The sequence below is a fragment of the Amycolatopsis sp. SID8362 genome (assembly GCF_010550475.1).
GTDB classification, from domain to species: domain Bacteria; phylum Actinomycetota; class Actinomycetes; order Mycobacteriales; family Pseudonocardiaceae; genus Amycolatopsis; species Amycolatopsis eburnea.
Genome location: NZ_JAAGNB010000186.1, coordinates 1 through 15,714, shown reverse-complemented (window position 1 = coordinate 15,714; position 15,714 = coordinate 1). Strand labels below are relative to the sequence as shown.

The 15,714-nt window shown below is 70.7% G+C and carries 15 protein-coding genes and 1 pseudogene; 5 read left to right on the top strand and 11 right to left on the bottom strand.

Annotated elements, in window-relative coordinates:
* A partial coding sequence (locus G3I65_RS06840) for a xanthine dehydrogenase family protein subunit M (RefSeq protein WP_160695331.1) occupies positions 1–777 on the bottom strand: 777 nt, incomplete at its 3' end.
* A complete protein-coding gene (locus G3I65_RS06835; protein WP_160695330.1) occupies positions 764–1,216 on the bottom strand; it encodes a (2Fe-2S)-binding protein in 453 nt (150 codons plus the stop codon). The genes G3I65_RS06835 and G3I65_RS06840, both read right to left, overlap by 14 nt.
* Before the next feature lie 198 nt (positions 1,217–1,414).
* On the opposite strand from G3I65_RS06835, the gene G3I65_RS06830 reads away from it, so the two are divergent.
* Positions 1,415–1,981 (top strand): TetR/AcrR family transcriptional regulator, encoded by a 567-nt coding sequence (locus G3I65_RS06830; protein WP_160695329.1) that lies wholly within the window; start codon positions 1,415–1,417, stop codon positions 1,979–1,981.
* Here G3I65_RS06830 and G3I65_RS06825 read toward each other — a convergent pair.
* The 3 genes and pseudogenes from G3I65_RS06825 to G3I65_RS06815 form a co-directional block, all read right to left on the bottom strand.
* Entirely contained in the window at positions 1,978–2,337 is a 360-nt protein-coding gene (locus G3I65_RS06825; RefSeq protein WP_160695332.1) for a hypothetical protein, read from the bottom strand. The two genes, G3I65_RS06830 and G3I65_RS06825, sit on opposite strands and share 4 nt — an antisense overlap.
* Positions 2,338–2,457: 120 nt before the next feature.
* Positions 2,458–3,255, bottom strand: a pseudogene (locus tag G3I65_RS59025) (alpha/beta fold hydrolase); the annotation flags it as partial.
* Positions 3,252–3,710 carry a nuclear transport factor 2 family protein gene (locus tag G3I65_RS06815; protein WP_160695328.1) on the bottom strand — a complete coding sequence of 153 codons (459 nt, stop codon included), beginning with the start codon at positions 3,708–3,710 and terminating at the stop codon, positions 3,252–3,254. The gene G3I65_RS06815 and the pseudogene G3I65_RS59025, both read right to left, overlap by 4 nt.
* Before the next feature lie 85 nt (positions 3,711–3,795).
* Between G3I65_RS06815 and G3I65_RS06810 the strand changes: the two genes are divergently transcribed.
* A complete protein-coding gene (locus tag G3I65_RS06810) occupies positions 3,796–4,404 on the top strand; it encodes a TetR/AcrR family transcriptional regulator (RefSeq protein WP_160695327.1) in 609 nt (202 codons plus the stop codon).
* A 6-nt stretch (positions 4,405–4,410) separates the two neighbouring features.
* On the opposite strand, the gene G3I65_RS06805 is transcribed toward G3I65_RS06810, so the two are convergent.
* A complete protein-coding gene (locus tag G3I65_RS06805) occupies positions 4,411–5,895 on the bottom strand; it encodes a CoA-acylating methylmalonate-semialdehyde dehydrogenase (protein ID WP_160695326.1) in 1,485 nt (494 codons plus the stop codon).
* A 17-nt stretch (positions 5,896–5,912) separates the two neighbouring features.
* Entirely contained in the window at positions 5,913–6,782 is an 870-nt protein-coding gene (locus tag G3I65_RS06800; protein WP_160695325.1) for an aldolase, read from the bottom strand.
* Positions 6,783–6,903: 121 nt separating this feature from the next.
* Here G3I65_RS06800 and G3I65_RS06795 point away from each other — a divergent pair, with 121 nt between their 5' ends.
* The gene (locus G3I65_RS06795; protein WP_160695324.1) at positions 6,904–7,680 is read left to right on the top strand and encodes a GntR family transcriptional regulator; all 777 of its coding nucleotides are present in this window, start codon (positions 6,904–6,906) and stop codon (positions 7,678–7,680) included.
* Between the two features lie 51 nt (positions 7,681–7,731).
* Here G3I65_RS06795 and ctaD read toward each other — a convergent pair whose 3' ends face one another.
* Entirely contained in the window at positions 7,732–9,432 is a 1,701-nt protein-coding gene (ctaD, locus tag G3I65_RS06790; protein ID WP_160695323.1) for a cytochrome c oxidase subunit I, read from the bottom strand.
* Between the two features lie 159 nt (positions 9,433–9,591).
* On the opposite strand from ctaD, the gene G3I65_RS06785 reads away from it, so the two are divergent.
* Positions 9,592–10,035, top strand: a complete 444-nt coding sequence (locus G3I65_RS06785) for a DUF4383 domain-containing protein (protein ID WP_160695322.1) — start codon at positions 9,592–9,594, stop codon at positions 10,033–10,035.
* Positions 10,036–10,188: 153 nt separating this feature from the next.
* Here the strand turns inward: G3I65_RS06785 and G3I65_RS06780 are convergent, their stop codons facing one another.
* Both G3I65_RS06780 and G3I65_RS06775 read right to left on the bottom strand, forming a co-directional pair.
* A complete protein-coding gene (locus G3I65_RS06780) occupies positions 10,189–12,030 on the bottom strand; it encodes a cellulase family glycosylhydrolase (protein ID WP_160695321.1) in 1,842 nt (613 codons plus the stop codon).
* A 51-nt stretch (positions 12,031–12,081) separates the two neighbouring features.
* Positions 12,082–12,738 carry a TetR/AcrR family transcriptional regulator gene (locus G3I65_RS06775; protein ID WP_160695320.1) on the bottom strand — a complete coding sequence of 219 codons (657 nt, stop codon included), beginning with the start codon at positions 12,736–12,738 and terminating at the stop codon, positions 12,082–12,084.
* Positions 12,739–12,830: 92 nt separating this feature from the next.
* Between G3I65_RS06775 and G3I65_RS06770 the strand changes: the two genes are divergently transcribed.
* Complete coding sequence (locus tag G3I65_RS06770; RefSeq protein WP_160695319.1) at positions 12,831–13,934, top strand: serine hydrolase; 1,104 nt, start codon at positions 12,831–12,833, stop codon at positions 13,932–13,934.
* A 36-nt stretch (positions 13,935–13,970) separates the two neighbouring features.
* On the opposite strand, the gene G3I65_RS06765 is transcribed toward G3I65_RS06770, so the two are convergent.
* A partial coding sequence (locus G3I65_RS06765) for a hypothetical protein (protein ID WP_160695318.1) occupies positions 13,971–15,714 on the bottom strand: 1,744 nt, incomplete at its 5' end.

Sequence of the window (15,714 nt, the reverse complement as noted above, 5' to 3'; positions counted from 1 at the left end):
CGGCACGGTCCCCACGCCGCCGGCCGCGACGCGCGCGTCGGCGACGACGCCGTCCCGGACGTCCAGTGCGACGGCCGCCGAGCACAGCGCGAATTCGTAGGACTGCCGGTCGCGCACCTTGACGTAGGTGGAGTTCGCCGCCCAGTCCAGGCGGGGCACGACCACCTCGGTGATCAGCTCACCCGGCCGCAGGTCGTTCTCCAGCGCCGGGGTGTCGCCGGGCAGCTGGTAGAAGTCGCGCAGGGCGACTTCGCGCGTGCCTTCGGCGTCGGCCAGCTTCACGCGGGCGTCGAGCGCGACCAGGGCGACCGCGACGTCGCTGGCGTGCGTCGCGGCGCACGAGTCGCTGGTGCCGAGGATCGCGTGCATCCGGTTCGCGTTGGTGAGCGCGGGGCAGCCGCTGCCGGGCACGCGCTTGTTGCACGGCGAGGCGACGTCGCGGAAGTACGAGCAGCGCGTGCGCTGCAACAGGTTCCCGCCGATGCTGGCCATGTTCCGCAGCTGCTGGGACGCGCTGAGCAGCAGGGCCCGCGAGATCGCCGGGTACACCTGCGGGTGCGCGGCGATGGCGCTCATCCGCTCCAGCGCGCCGAAGCGCAGGCCGTCGCTCGTGTCGATGCCGCGCAGCGGGACCTGGTTGATGTCGAGGACGTGCTCGGGCGTGAGGACGTCGAGCTTCATGAGGTCGACGAGCGTCGTGCCGCCGGCGAGGAAGGTGCCGGGGGTCGCGAGCGCCGCTTCGACGGTGGTGGGCGCGGTCAGCTCAAAGGGACGCATCGGCGCTCCTCGCCTGCTCGACGGCCTTGACGATGTTCGGGTAGGCGGCGCACCGGCAGAGGTTGCCGGACATGAACTCGCGTACGTCCTCGACGCCCTGCTCGACGGCGGCGACCGCGGACATGATCTGCCCGGCGGTGCAGAACCCGCACTGCAGCGCGTCCTGGTCCACGAACGCCTGCTGCACCGGGTGCAGCTCGTCCGCTGTGGACAGTCCTTCGACGGTGGTGACCGGCTCCTTGACGGTGGCCGCGAGGATCAGGCACGACAGCACGGGCCGCCCGCCGACGTGCACCGTGCAGGCGCCGCACTGACCGCGGTCGCAGCCCTTCTTGGGGCCGGTGACCTCGAGGCGCTCGCGCAGCGCGTCCAGGAGCGTCACGCCGGGATCGACGGTGAGGTGTTCGGTACTGCCGTTGACTTCGAGTGAGATGTCCACTGGTCTCTTTCCGCAGCTCGCCCGGTGCGGGCGGTGGTGGTGGCGGCGATCAAGGGAGCGGATAGTCATCCGCTTCACCCGTTGGCGAGGCTAGCGGATTACAATCCGCTTCGCAACGAACCCGGCGCGCTGGAGTTGCTCCAGGTCTGGGTTAGATTCGGACGGACATCCGATGGGGAACGAGGAACGGGAGGGACGATGACGACGGGCTCGGTCAGCCCCCGGCGCGCGGACACCCGGCGCAACCACGAGCGCATCCTCGTCGCCGCCGGGGAGTCGCTGGCCCGGACGGGCGAAGTCTCGTTCAACGCGATCGCCAAGCAGGCCGAAGTCGGCGTCGGCACGGTGTACCGGCACTTCCCGACGCCGGAGTCGCTGATCCTCGCGGTTTACCAGCGCGAGGTGCGGCACATCGTGGACATCGTGCCGGTGCTGCTGGACAAGCACGGGCCGGCCGAGGCGTTCCGGGTGTGGGTCACCGACCACCTGGCGCACTACATGATGACGAAGAAGGGACTCGCTGACGCCCTGCGCCGCGCGACGGCCTCGCGCGGCGAGCTGCCCGCGAGCGCGTACGAGTCCATGATCGGCGCGATGGCGGCGCTGCTCGAAGCGAACGAGGCGGCGGGAACGGTGCGGCCCGGCCTCGACCCGGTGGTGGTGCTGCGCGGCCTGGCCGGCCTGCTGCTGCTCGACCCGGGCGGCGACTGGCGGGGCGAGGCGGCGGGCCTGGCCGACCTGCTGTGGCACGGGATGGCCCGCTAGGCGGGTTCGGCCAGCCGGACGGTAACCGTGACCCGGCCCTTTTCGTCGCGGCGGGCGACGGCGTGGCCGGTGCGCTCGGTGTCGTCGAGTTCCAGCGACAACGGCGCGCCGTCGCCGGTGAAGTTGCGCCACCACGACTTCGCGTCCGGGAGGCGGACGCCGATCGTGACGACGTCGCCCGTGCGCCGGTAGCCGACGGGGGTGGTGAAGGTGCGGCCGGAGCGGCGGCCGGTGTAGGTCACCTGGGTCAGGTGGCGGCGGACCAGCCGTCCCCAGCGCGGTGATGTCCGGAGGGTGCCCACGCAGGTGTTGAAGCGGGCGACGGCGTTCTTCGGGAGCGGGCCTCGGTACCCCATGGGGTCCACCGTACCGGAAACCGGAGATGGGTGTTCCGGTTGCCTGGTGAGCCAGGCACGTAGGACCTCCGCGGTGCGTTCCGGCTGGTCTTCCGGGAGGTAGGTGTAGGAGTCGCCGATGGTCCGCAGGTCGGCGCCCAGGTGGCGGGCGTAGTCGCGGGCCGGGGCGAGCGGGAAGACGTGGTCTTCCTCGGCCCAGGCGAGCAGTGTGGGTCGGCGGAAGTCCCGGACGAGCCGCTCGGCCGCCGCCCGGCTGTACCGCGCCGACACACTCCCGATGGCCTTGCGGCCGTCGAAGCGGATTTCGCGGCGGGTGAGGACCGGTCGGACGTAGCTGTGCATCGCCGCCGTGTCGATCGGGTGCTTGGCGAGCCAGCCGTAGGTGGTGCGCCAGCGCCAGGTCCGGGGAACGCGCAGCACCTGGTAGAGGGCGCGGTAGGTCGCCCGCGTCCGGGCGGTCGCCTTCAGCAGGCCGAAGCCGCCCGGCGTCGGCGGCCACGTCGAGTCCGGCGTTTCGCACGTCGCGAGCACCAGTCGCCCGAGCCGGTCCGGGTGGTGGGCAGCGACCAGTTGGCTGTAGGCGCCGCCCGAGTCGTTGCCGATCAAGGTGACGCCGGTGAGGTCGAGTGCGTCGAGGAAGCCGGCGATGAGCCCGGCGATCCCGGGCGGGGAGAGGTCCGCGTCCCGGTTCATCGGAACGACGTGCGAGCCCAGCGGGAGATCCGGGGTGAGGCAGCGGAAGTCCTTCGCCAGCAACGGAACCAGCTTGCGCCAGAGGCTGGCGTTGACCAGGTAGCCGTGTGCGAAGACGGGCACCGGCCCGGCGCCGGCGTCGTGGTAGCGCAGGACACCGGCGGGCAGCCGCAGTTCCCGGGGTTCGCCGAGCCGGGGGTCGCGCCAGGAGGCCTCCCGGGTCATCGCAGGAACCGGCGGCGGCCGAGCAGCGGGCCGACGCCGGAGCGCCACCAGCGCGGCCAGGTGGCCGGACGGCTGAGGACTTGCCGGGCCAGCGGTGCGGAGTCGAAGAAGGCGTCGCGGCGCAGGACCTTGCCGCGCTCGTCGAGCCACAGCTGGTCGACCGCGCGGAAGGTCAGTGGTTTGCCGGCGAGGGTGGCGCTCGCCTGCCAGGTGATGAACAGCGTGTCCTCCCGGCCTGCCCAGTCCAGGACGTCGCCGCGGAGGTCGGGCAGGAAGGCGACGAGGCGGCCGGCTTCGGCCTGCCAGTGCGCGCGGCCTCGTGCCGGGGCCAGCATCGGCTGGTTGAGCTCGACGTCGTCGGCGAGCAGATCGTCCCAGGCGTGCGGGCCGGGTGCGGCCCAGCCGGCCGCGAAGGCGTGGACGGCCTGTTTGTGCAGGCAGGGCCAGTCAGGCATGCCGGCACCCCCTTTGTTGCAACCATTGCAAGAAGTCCGCGGGTACGGTAACAGCGTTCTTGTAACGGATGCAAGAAAGGCCGGCATGGACCCGCGGAAGCAACGGACGATCGACGCGCTCCTGCGCGCGGCGGAGGAGGTCTTCACCGGCCGCGCCGCCGCGGACGTGACGGTGGAGGAGATCGCCGGCTGCGCCGGCGTCGCGGTCGGGTCGATCTACAACCACTTCGGCTCGAAGGCCGGGCTGCACGCGGCCGTCGTCGAACGGGCGCTGGACGTCGACCGCCGCTACATGGACCGTGCGTACCGGCAAGATCGCACGCCGGTCGAGCAGCTCTACGCGGCTGCCGACGAGTACCTCGAGTTCTTCGTGGCGTACCCGGAGTACTTCCGGATGCTGGCCTTCCCGGGCGACCCCGGGCAGTACGCGGCGGGCAAGGAGCTGGCCGAGCGGCTGGTCCGGTCGGTCGCCGAGCAGAACGGCCGCTTGGTGGACGCGCTCCGCCGCGGCGTGGCGGCGGGGGAGCTCCGGACGGTCGACCCCGATGAGGTCGCGACGGTGCTGTGGGCGTCGTGGAACGGCGTGATCAGTCTCGGCTGGCGCCCGGACAGCCTGCGCCGCTCTCCGGAAGAGCTGCGCGGGCTGCTGCGCACGGCCACCGACGTCGTGGCGCACGGGCTGCTGGCCCGCTGACGGGAGTCAGGTCGACGTAGGGAAGTTGAACCCTGCCTCCGTCCGGGGCCAGCGGGTGGTGACGACCTTGGCGCGGGTGTAGAAGCGGACGCCTGCCGGGCCGTGGATGGGGCTGTCGCCGATGAGGGAGTCCTTCCAGCCGCCGAAGGAGTAGTACGACATCGGGACCGGGATCGGGACGTTGACGCCGATCATGCCGACCTTGACCTCGCGCTGGAACTTGCGGGCGGCCTCGCCGCTGCCGGTGAAGATCGCGGTGCCGTTGCCGTACGGGTTGGCGTTGATGACCGCGATCGCCTCGTCGACCGTCTCGGTGCGGACGATCGCCAGGACCGGGCCGAAGATCTCGTCGCGGTAGGCGTCCATCTCCGTGGTCACCCTGTCCAATAGGGACGGTCCGACGAAGAAGCCCTCGTCGTGGCCTTCGACCCGCAGACCGCGGCCGTCGACCACCACCGTCGCGCCCTGCTCGGCGCCCCGCGCGACGGAGTTCACGACCCGCTCGCGGGCGGCCTCGGTGACGACTGGGCCCATGTCGCTCGCCGGGTCGCTGCCCGGGCCGACCTTGACCTCGTTCGCCTTGCGCTCGAGGATCTCGACGAGCTTGTCGCCGGCCGCGCCGACGGCCACACCGACCGAGATCGCCATGCAGCGCTGGCCGGCCGAGCCGAACGCCGCCGCGGTGAGGTGGTCGGCCGCGTAGTCCAGGTCGGCGTCGGGCAGGACCACCGCGTGGTTCTTCGCGCCACCCAGTGCCTGGACGCGCTTGCCGGCCGCGGTGCCGCGCTCGTGCACGTACTTCGCGATCGGCGTCGAGCCGACGAACGACACCGCCGCGATGCCGGGGTGGTCGAGGATCGCGTCGACCGCGGTCTTGTCGCCGTGCACGACGTTGAACACGCCGTCCGGCAGGCCGGCTTCGGCGTACAGCCGCGCGACGAAGTTCGACGCGGACGGGTCGCGCTCGCTCGGCTTGAGGACGAACGTGTTGCCGGTGGCGATCGCGATCGGGTGCATCCACAGCGGCACCATGATCGGGAAGTTGAACGGCGTGATCCCGGCGACCACCCCGAGCGGCTGCCGGAAGTCGTGCACGTCGACGTCGCGGGAGACCTGGTCGGAGAAGCTGCCCTTGAGCGCGTCGGCGATGCCGCAGGCGTACTCGACGATTTCCCGGCCGCGGACGACCTCGCCGCGGGCGTCCTCGATCACCTTGCCGTGCTCGCTGGAGATGATCCGCGCCAGCTCGTCCTCGTGCCGCACCAGCAGCTCGCGGAAGGCGAACATCACCTTGGTGCGCTGGGACAGCGACGACTCGCCCCACGCCTCGAAGGCCTTGCTCGCGGCGGCGACCGCGGTGTCCACATCGGACGCTTCGGCGAGCCGGACTTCGGCCTGCTGCTTCCCGGTGGCCGGGTCGAAAACGGGTGCCGTGCGGGTGGAGCCCGCGGACGTGGCGGTGCCGTTGATCCAGTGTTCGATGGTGTGCACGCTTGCTCCTCCAGGTTTCACAGCAGTCCGACCGCGGTGTCGACGGCCTTGGCGACGTCGCCGTCGTGCGGGTAGAGCAGCGAGCGCCCGACCACGAGGCCCTGCACGGTCGGGAGCGCGAGGGCCCGTTGCCACGCCGCGAAGGCCGCGTCGGCGTCCTTGACCTCGCCGCCGAGCAGGACGGCGGGCAGCGTCGAGGACGCCAGCACGCGCTCCATCTCGTCCACCACCGGCAGCTTGAGCCAGGTGTAGGCCGACGAGCGGCCGAGCCCGGCGGCGATGGTGATGGACCTGATCACGGCGTCGGGGGAGAGGTCGTTCTTGAGGCGCCCATCGGCCCAGACCGACAGGAACGGCTCGACCATCGCGATCAGCTTGCGGTCGGCCAGGTCGTTGACGGCTTTCGCGGTGTTTTCCAGGACGCTGGGCGTGGCGGGGTCGTCGAGGCAGATCCGGGTCAGCGTCTTGCCGCCGTCGAAGCGCATCCGCTCGATCGCTTCGGCGTCGTAGCAGGCAAAGCGATCGTCGATCTCGAAGCTCGAGCCGGCCAGCCCGGTGCGGTTCATCGAGCCGAGCACCGTCTTGCCGTCCAGAACGCCGAGCAGCAGCAGGTCGTCGAGGACGTCCGCGGTCGCCAGCACGCCGGTGACGCCGGGGCGCTCCAGTGCGAGGCACAACCGTTCCAGGAGTTCGCCGCGGTCCGCCATCGCCGTCGGATTTCCGCCCACCGCGTTCGCGCCCCGGGCGGGGTGGTCCGCGGCGATGATCATCGTGCGGCCCTTGTCGTTGAACGGCGACGCGGCCCGCACCCGGTTTGCGGCCGCCTCGGCGATCGCTTCCGGGTTGTGCACGCGTTGGGCGACGATCCGCCGCAGCATGTCGGTCACGGTTGTGCTCCCCCTCCCTGGGTCCTTCCGCGATCGACGATTCCAGCGCCTCGGGACTTTGTCAAGACATATGGACAACACGTCATCCCTACGTGGACGGCCGGGGCGGTAGCATCCGGGGATGAGCAAGCCGGACGTCACCTTCGGCTCCTGGGATCCCGGGCGGGAGATCGTCGTGGACCCGGGCAGCCCCGAGCCGCTGTACTTCCAGGTCTCGCGGCAGCTGCACGCCGCGATCGCGGACGGCAGGCTGCCGGCGGGGGCCCGGCTGGGCAACGAAGTCGACCTCGCCGCGAACCTGCGGCTCTCGCGCCCGACCGTCCGCCAGGCGATCCAGACGCTGGTCAACCAGGGCCTGCTCGTCCGGCGGCGCGGGGTCGGCACGCAGGTCGTCCGCACCAAGGTCGCCCGCCCGCTGCGGCTGAGCAGCCTGTTCGACGACCTCGCCGGGCTGGGCGGCAAGCCCGAGACGGCGGTGCTGGCGAACCGCGTCGAGGGCGCCGACGCGGAGGTGGCCGAGCTGCTGGAGGCGCCCGGCCTGGCCCACGTGCGGCGCCTGACGCGGATCCGGTCCACCGACGGCGAACCGCTCGCCCTGATGAACAACTACCTGCCCGACGGCGTCCTCGACCCGACCGACGACGAACTGCGCGAACGCGGCCTCTACCAGCTGCTGCGTTCGGCGGGGGTCCGGCTGCACGCCGCCGAGCAGAACATCGGCGCGCGGACGGCGACCGAGGAGGACGCGGAGCTGCTGCGCGAGGAGCCGGGGGCGGCGCTGCTGACGATGCAGCGGACGACTTACGACGAGACCGGGCGGGTGGTCGAGTACGGGTGGCACGTGTACCGGGCTTCGCGGTACACGTTCAACCTTTCGCTGACCAATGGGCCGGGGTGAGCGCGGATCTCCGCTGATTTGGCTGGGCGAAGCCGTCCAGCTCGCGGAACGTCATCCAGCCGATGCCGTCTTGTCCTTGGTGACGTGGCCTTCCGCGCGCATCCGCTCGACCATGTGCGGGTGGTGCAGCTCGAACGCCGGGCGCTCGGAACGGATCCGGGGCAGGTCGACGAAGTTGTGCCGGGGCGGTGGGCTGGTGGTCGCCCATTCGAGCGAGTTGCCGTAGCCCCACGGGTCGTCGACGTCGACCGGTTCGCCGTAGCGGTAGCTCTTGACGACGTTCCAGATGAACGGCAGCACCGAAAGCCCGAGCACGAACGCCCCGATCGTGGACACCATGTGCATCCAGGTGAACCCGTCCGAGGACAGGTAGTCGGCGTAGCGGCGCGGCATGCCCGCGTCGCCCAGCCAGTGCTGGATGAGGAACGTCGTGTGGAAGCCGATGAACGTCGTCCAGAAGTGCCACTTTGCCAGCGGCTCGTCCAGCATCCGGCCGGTGATCTTCGGGAACCAGAAGTAGATGCCGGCGAAGGTCGCGAAGACGATCGTGCCGAAGAGCACGTAGTGGAAGTGGGCGACGACGAAGTACGTGTCGTGGATGTGGAAGTCCAGCGGCGGGGCGGCGAGGATGACCCCGGTCAGCCCGCCGAGCAGGAACGTGACGAGGAAGCCGACCGACCACAGCATCGGCGACTCGAACGTCAGCTGTCCCTTCCACATCGTGCCGATCCAGTTGAAGAACTTGATCCCGGTCGGCACCGCGATGAGGAACGTCATGATCGAGAAGAACGGCAGCAGCACGGCGCCGGTGGCGAACATGTGGTGCGCCCAGACCGCGGCCGACAGCGCCGTGATGCCGATCGTCGCGAACACCATGAGCTTGTAGCCGAACAGCGGTTTCCGGCTGAACACCGGGATGATCTCGGTGACGATCCCGAAGTACGGCAGCGCGACCACGTACACCTCGGGGTGGCCGAAGAACCAGAACAGGTGCTGCCAGAGGACCACGCCGCCGTTCTCCGGGTCGAACACGTGCGCGCCGAGGTGCCGGTCGGCCAGCAACCCGAACAGCGCCGCGGTCAGGATCGGGAACGCCAGCAGGATGAGGATCGCGGTGAACAGGATGTTCCAGGTGAAGATCGGCATCCGCCACATGAGCATCCCCGGGCAGCGCAGGCACACCACGGTCGTGATCATGTTGACCGCGCCGAGGATCGTGCCGAGCCCGGCGATGATCAGCCCGGTGATCCACAGGTCGCCGCCGACGCCGGGGGAGTGGATCGCGTTCGACAGCGGCGTGTACGCCGTCCAGCCGAAGTCGGGCGGGCCGCCGGGGGTGACGTAGCCGGAGAGGACGATCAGGCCGCCGAAGAGGTACAGCCAGTAGGAGAACGCGTTGAGCCGCGGGAACGCGACGTCCGGCGAGCCGATCTGCAGCGGCAGGACGAAGTTCGCGAACCCGAACAAGTTCGGCGTCGCGTAGAGCAGCAGCATGATCGTGCCGTGCATGGTGAACAGCTGGTTGTACTGCTCGGGTGAGAGGAACTGCAGGCCAGGGCGCGCCAGCTCGCCGCGCATCAGCAGCGCCGTCAGGCCGCCGATCAGGAAGAACCCGAACGACGTCGAGAGGTACAGCACGCCGATCGTCTTGTGGTCGGTCGTGCGGATCGTCTTGAGCAGGGTGGCACCGCGCAGGCCCCGCCGCACCGGACGGTGGGAGATCGGGGTCGTGCGGCTCACGGTTTCGGTCATGCGAACTCGCCACCTGAGGCCGGCGGAACAGCGGTCATCGCGCGCGTACCCGCGCGCGGCCGCGGTTACACACGATTCCGTCTGTGCTTAGCCCCCGGACGCGCGGGTACGCGCCCGGTTCAGCGCCGGCCCCGGCGCGGACCGCGGAAAGGAAACGCCATGTCCTCCGCTACACCCACCCGATCGAGGACGCCCGTGCAGGTCGCCGCCGCCCTCGTCGCCGTCGTGTTCCTGCTGGTCGGCGTACTCGGCTTCGTCCCGGGCGTCACGACCGGCTACGACCGGCTCGGCTTCGCCGGTCATCATTCGATGGCGATGCTCCTGGGCCTGTTCATGGTTTCGGTCCTGCACAACATCGTCCACCTGCTGTTCGGCGTCGCCGGTCTCGCTTCGGCCCGCACCCCGCGCGGCGCCCGGCTGTTCCTGATCGCCGGCGGTGCCGTCTACCTGGTGCTCTGGCTCTACGGTCTCGTCATCGACCACGGCAGTGACGCGAACTTCGTGCCGGTCAACACCGCGGACAACTGGCTGCACCTGGGCCTGGGCGCCGGCATGATCGCGCTGGGCCTGCTGACCGCCCGGGGGCCGGGCCGCACGTCCTGACCTCCCGTCCGGAGCAGTACGGCGGGGAGCGGGCGCCGACCTCGAGCACGAACGCTCACTCCTCGCCGTACTCGCCGTCCGGGACGGCCACCGTGATGCCGTCCTCGTGGCTGCGGGCGCGTCGGCGACGTTGTCGTCGAGCTTCACGGTGGTCTAGGAGCGGCAGAGCAGCGCGTCCGGCGTCCGGCTCGAGCCGATCCGGCCGGTGTACGCCACCCCGGCGACGTACTCGCCGGGGTTGCACTGCCCCTTGTAATTGCCCGACGCGAAGTCGCCGCCCAGGTCGCCGGACGGGCGGTTGTCGCCGCGGTCGAACCAGACTGTTCGGCCCGTGTGGCCGAGCGGAGTGGGGGAGCGGCCGCACAGGACCGCGGAGACCGCCGCGCCCTTGACGCTGTAGCCGACGACCGCGTAATCGGCTGGGCACTGGGCCTTGGTGTAGCCGGACGCCCAGTCGGTGTCCACATAGGACTCGTCGCGGACTACCGTGTACGCCGTCGGGGCAGGGAGCGTGCCGGTGCAGAGGCCGCGGTTGCCCGTGTGCGCGAGGCCGGTCAGGCGCTGGCCGTCCGGGCAGGTGCCCTTGCGCGCGCCCGGGTCCCAGTCCGGCTTCGCCCGCATCGTGCGCGACGCCTGGAAGTCGGCGTAGTCGAGGTTGAGCATCGACCAGTGCTCGGCGGGCGCGATCTGGCCGGTGCGCGAGGGCGCGTTCACCAGCCGCTGCCAGGCCGGGCCGCGCCAGTCGGTGCCGTCGAGGACGTCGATGCGGCGGCCCGCCGCGTCCCAGGCCAGCAGGGACCAGCCGTCGCCGGAGCCGTTCGTGTGGAAGCCGACCGCGGGCCAGTAGGCGAAGTCGGTGTCGGTTTCGGCGAGGTAGTCCACGAAGTTCTCGAACCAGGCGCGGGAAGCGGCGTCGGTCGTGCCGCGGCCTTCGCCGAACTCGCTGATCCACAGCGGCGCCGTGTAGTGCTTTCCGGTCTCCGCCTCGACGAAGAACGCCTGCCGGTACAGGGTGTCGCGCAGCTGCTGGGGTGTGAGGTCGCGGTAGCGCGGGTCGTGCGTCTCGCCGACGCCGGTGGCGCCCGAGTGGTTCGGACCGGTGTAGCCGTAGAAGTGCGCCGAATAAACGAGTTTCCCGGAGTCGACGAGCGTGTGCGACAGGGTGCGCGCGGGCTCCAGCGTGGGGCGGCCGTGGGCGAAGCCGTCGATCGGCAGGCCGGTCCAGTTGATGCCCTCGACGATGATCAGCAGGTCCCGGTTGGCCTCGGTGAGGATCCGGTCGGCCACCTGCTGGCTGGCTCGCTGCCAGTCGGTGCCGTTGCCCCAGCCCCAGTTCGGGTCGTCGAAGGTGTTGCGGCGGACCTCGTTGTACAGGTCGGCGCCGACCACGCGCTTGTTCGCGGCGTAGCGGCGGGCCATGAACAGCCAGTCGTCCTGCCACTGCTGCTCGCTCTGCGCGGTGTTCCAGCGTTCGTTGCCGTCGAGCCCGCAGCACCAGCGCGACGTCGTGGTGTGGTTGTTGAGGATGACGGCGAACCCGCGCGCGGTGAGCCGCTCGACGACGCGGTCGTACACCTGCAGCGGGGTCAGGCCGTGGAGCCCGGGGTTGGCGGGCAGGTCGGGGACCGCGGTGGTGGCGTGGATCATCGCGTTGGAGAACGGCAGCCGCACGCTGTTGAGGCCCAGCTCCGCCAGCCCGTCGATGACCGTGTCGATCGACGCGCGGTCGAGCCCGAGCGCCGTCTGGTAGGCGATTTCGCCGGCGTGGTGGTTGGCGGGGTCGTTCGTGTCGCCCGACCCGGTCCACGTCCCGCTCGCGCCGTGCCAGTTGGCGGCTTTCAGCTTGAACCGGTCGCCGTTGGCGTCGACGATGTAGCGCCCGCGGGTGCTCAGTGGTCCGGTCCACGTCGCGGTCGAAGCCGAGGCCGGAGGGGAAAGGACGACCACGAAGCCGACGGCCGACAGCACGGTGAGCACGGCACTGAGGAACCTCACCGGCGGAGGTTAACCAACCACGGGGCCGGGTGTATACGGCCATGCGGTGGCTCAGCGGGGAATCGCGGCCTCGATGTCGGCGAGCTGGGCCGCGATGAGCTCTTCGAACGCGGCGCCGCGGTCCGCGCCGAGGGGGCGGACGTCGCGGGCGAAGTGGGCCAGCGCGGGAAAACGCTCGGGGTCGGCGCCCAGCACCGCGACGCGGAACAGTTCCAGGCCCTGCTCACGCTCCTCGGGCGTGATCGTGGTGACGCCGGCTTCGGCCGAGATCAGCGCGGCGATGAGGATCGCGAGCCGGTGGTAGCGCGCCGGGATCTCCTCGTCGGGCAGGCCCGCCTCGCGCAACGCCGCCAGCACCTGCTCCATGACCAGCCGGGACCCGTGGCCGCCCGAGGCGTAGCGGCCCCAGATCGCCGCGATCTGCGGCTGCGTGCCGAAGGCCTCCCGCAGGCGCAGGGCCAGCGCGGTGAGGCGCTGCTTCCAGTCGCCTTCGGGCCGGTAGCCGTCCACGGCGGACACCAGGATGCGGTCGGCGAGCGCGCGCAGCAGTTCCGTCTTGGTGCGGAAGTGCCGGTAGAGGCTCGAGGAGTCGGTCCCGAGCGCCGCGGCGAGCTTGCGCACGCTGAACGACTCCGCGTCGCTCGTGCGCAGCAGCTCCGCCGCCGTGTCCAGGATTTCTTCGGTCGTCCAACGCCTGCGGCCCGCCATTTCGCCCCTTTCGACCTCGTCAGCATAGCCTATGCGCTTGCTGTTGCACGCACCGCGTGCATAATGAGGACACATCGACCCTGGGAGGAATCATGCAGAACTCCGCCGCACTCGACGCGGCTCTCGAAGACGTCCACCGCGCCGGCGTGCCCGGCTTGTTCGCCGAAGTCCGCGACGGCGGCCACGTCTGGCGCGGCGCCGCCGGGGTCGCCGACGTCGAGACCGGGCGGCCGGTCACCGCCGGGATGCGGCACCGCGTCGGCAGCGTCACCAAGACCTTCACCGCCGCCGCCGTGCTGCTCCAGGTCGAAACCGGCCGCCTCGACCTCGACCGGCCGGTGCGCGAGTACCTGCCGGACCTCGTGCCGGGGGACGCGATCACCGTCCGGATGCTGGTGAACCACACCAGCGGGCTCGCCGAATACCTGCCGTACGCCTACCCGTCGCTGCGCGCGTTCCCCGACCTGGCGAACACCTCGCCGCAGAGCATCGACGACCACCGGTTCACGCGGTTCGACCCCGTCGAACTGATCAAGCTGGGTGTCGCCGCGCCGCCCGCCAGTGCGCCGGGCAGCACTCCCGGGCTGTACTCGAACACGAACTACCTGCTGCTGTGCGAGCTCCTGGAGCGCGTGACCGGCATCGCGGCGGAGAAGGTGATCACGCGGGACGTCATCGAGCGCGCCGGGCTCCGGGACACCGAACTCCCGTGCGGCACGGAGGTCGACGGTCCGCATTCGCGGCTCTACGAGTGCTGGTTCGGCATGATCGACCCGCCGCGCGACTACAGCGTCTACGACATGTCGTGGGTCGGGCCGTCGGCGTCGCTGATCTCGACGGTCGCGGACCTCAACCACTTCTACGCGCGGCTGCTGGCCGGTGAGATCGTCAGCCGGGCTTCGCTGGCCGAGATGCAGCGCACGGTGCCGGTGATTTCCCAGGAGGGCAAGGTGATCCCGTACGGGGTCGGCCTGCACCCGACGGAAACGCCGGGACAGCCTGTCTTCTGGGGGCACGGCGGCACGGTCTGGGGCGGCGGCGCGCTGGCCATGACCCGCGCCGACGGCGGGCGGCAGCTGGCCCTCGCGGTGAACCTGCAGCGGTGGAACACCCTCGACGCCGCGGGCCGCCCGCAGCCACACCCGATCGACGCCGCGCTCGCGGCCTTCCAGCGGCTCGCGCTGTACGGCGAGTGAGCAGCGGCCGCCGGCGCGGCCGCTGCCCGCCTCAGCTCAGGCCGACTTGAGGAACAGCGACTCCGCCGCGTCGGTCTTCGTCGCGTCGACGCCGTGGCCGCCGGTGTAGTCGCGCTGCTCGTTCGCCGCCCAGTCGGTGATCGGCGTGCCGGCGACGTCGAGGTGGTGGAACGCCGAACCGTCCCAGCCGAACTGGTAGACGCGGTGGCGGTCCGGGTAGAAGGCGGTGTAGGGGGCGCCGGCGGTGACCTGCTTGGTCATGTCGTTGCCGAAGAAGACGTTGCGGTAGCCCGAAGAGCCGGACCACTTGACCGCCTTCTGCCCGGCGCCCCACCAGATCGGGAACCACGTCGACGCGTCGGGGCCACCGCCGCCTTCCTCGCCGCAGTTGGCGGTGCAGCTGCCGGAGCGGTGGGCGTAGGACACGCGGACGGTGTTGAGCTCGAACAGGTTGTTGCGCTCCCAGCCGCCGTGGAGGTTGAGGTCGGAGTCGAAGGAGTTGCCGATGACGACGTTGCCGGCCGCCGACCACTGGAACGTGAAGTGCCGCAACCGGGTCGAGGTGTTGCCGGCGTAGACCGAGTCCCAGACGCGGGAGCCGCGGAAGTAGCCGTTGCCGCCCTTGCCCTTGTTCCAGGCGCCGTTCAGCTCGTTGTTCACGATGGAGAGGTTCTTGGCCTCTTCGGTGACGATCGGGTGCGAGCCGGTCATGTCCGTGCGCACGCCGCGCACCCAGGCGTTGACCGCCCACTTGAACACGATTCCGTGCATTTCCGCGTCCGGGGCCATGTTGCCGTAGTTGTCGTCGGCGGCCGCCGGATCCAGGCCGGGCATCGGCTGGGTGAAGCCGAAGTTCTCGAACCCGACGCCGAGCACGGGATCCACCAGCGGCGCGACCTTCGAGTCGTAGGTCGCGCCGTCGATCGGCGCCGAACCGTCCGAAGTGGACGTGACGGGGACGTCGTACTCGAGCGGCTTGTCGAGTGTGATCGTCCGGTTCCCGGTGTCGAGCGCGGCGACCTGGAAGATCTGCTGGCGCATGTGCATGTTCAGCAGCGGGAACTCCGTGCCGGTGGCGTGCTGCTGCTGGTAGAACTTCGTGGTGTTGGCCGCGCGGACGTTGACGTAGCCGCCGACGGTCAGCTTCGCGAGCGAGCCGCTGGAGGCGAGGTACACGACGCGGTCACCGGTGCGCGCGGCGAACCCGTTGCCGCCGGGCTTGGCGCGCAGCTTCACCCCGGACTTCCAGTGCACGTTGACGGTGCCTTCGAAGATGTCCTTGCGGTTGGCCGGAGCGGCCGAATAATCGCTGCTGTAGGCGGGATCGACGCCGCGGGACTGCACGCGGAACAGCCCGCGTCCCGGCCACAGCCAGCCGCCCTTGCCCGCCCCCGACGTCATGCCGTCTTCGTCCCAGTCGGAGCCGTCGGGCGTGAGCGTGTCGTAGCGGGTGTTGGCGTCGGGGCGGTAGGCGAACTTCGTCGCGTCCTTGCCGGCGCCGCGCAGGATCAGGTAGTCGGCGTCGACGTGCAGCTCGCGCGTGACGTCGAACTGCCCGGCGGGGAAGGTGATCAGGCTGAGCTTCGTGTAGTTCGCCGTGGGGGAGCAGGCCGTCTTGATCGTGTCGATGGCGGCCTGGATCCCGGCGGTGTCGTCGGCGTTGTCGCCGGGCTTGACGTTGAACTGGCTCGCGAGCTCGGCCGGGGTGATCTGGCAGGCCGCGTTGGGGTTGATGTCGGCGTCGCCGGGCAGGGCGGCACCGCCCCGGTACCCGGCCTTG

What these genes read in the sequence shown, in the direction of transcription:
- G3I65_RS06830 (WP_160695329.1), top strand. Translation starts at nt 1,415, where the DNA reads ATGACGACGGGCTCGGTCAGCCCCCGGCGCGCGGACACCCGGCGCAAC.
- G3I65_RS06825 (WP_160695332.1), bottom strand. Translation starts at nt 2,337, where the DNA reads ATGGGGTACCGAGGCCCGCTCCCGAAGAACGCCGTCGCCCGCTTCAAC.
- G3I65_RS06815 (WP_160695328.1), bottom strand. Translation starts at nt 3,710, where the DNA reads ATGCCTGACTGGCCCTGCCTGCACAAACAGGCCGTCCACGCCTTCGCG.
- G3I65_RS06810 (WP_160695327.1), top strand. Translation starts at nt 3,796, where the DNA reads ATGGACCCGCGGAAGCAACGGACGATCGACGCGCTCCTGCGCGCGGCG.
- G3I65_RS06795 (WP_160695324.1), top strand. Translation starts at nt 6,904, where the DNA reads ATGAGCAAGCCGGACGTCACCTTCGGCTCCTGGGATCCCGGGCGGGAG.
- ctaD (WP_160695323.1), bottom strand. Translation starts at nt 9,432, where the DNA reads ATGACCGAAACCGTGAGCCGCACGACCCCGATCTCCCACCGTCCGGTG.
- G3I65_RS06785 (WP_160695322.1), top strand. Translation starts at nt 9,592, where the DNA reads ATGTCCTCCGCTACACCCACCCGATCGAGGACGCCCGTGCAGGTCGCC.
- G3I65_RS06775 (WP_160695320.1), bottom strand. Translation starts at nt 12,738, where the DNA reads ATGGCGGGCCGCAGGCGTTGGACGACCGAAGAAATCCTGGACACGGCG.
- G3I65_RS06770 (WP_160695319.1), top strand. Translation starts at nt 12,831, where the DNA reads ATGCAGAACTCCGCCGCACTCGACGCGGCTCTCGAAGACGTCCACCGC.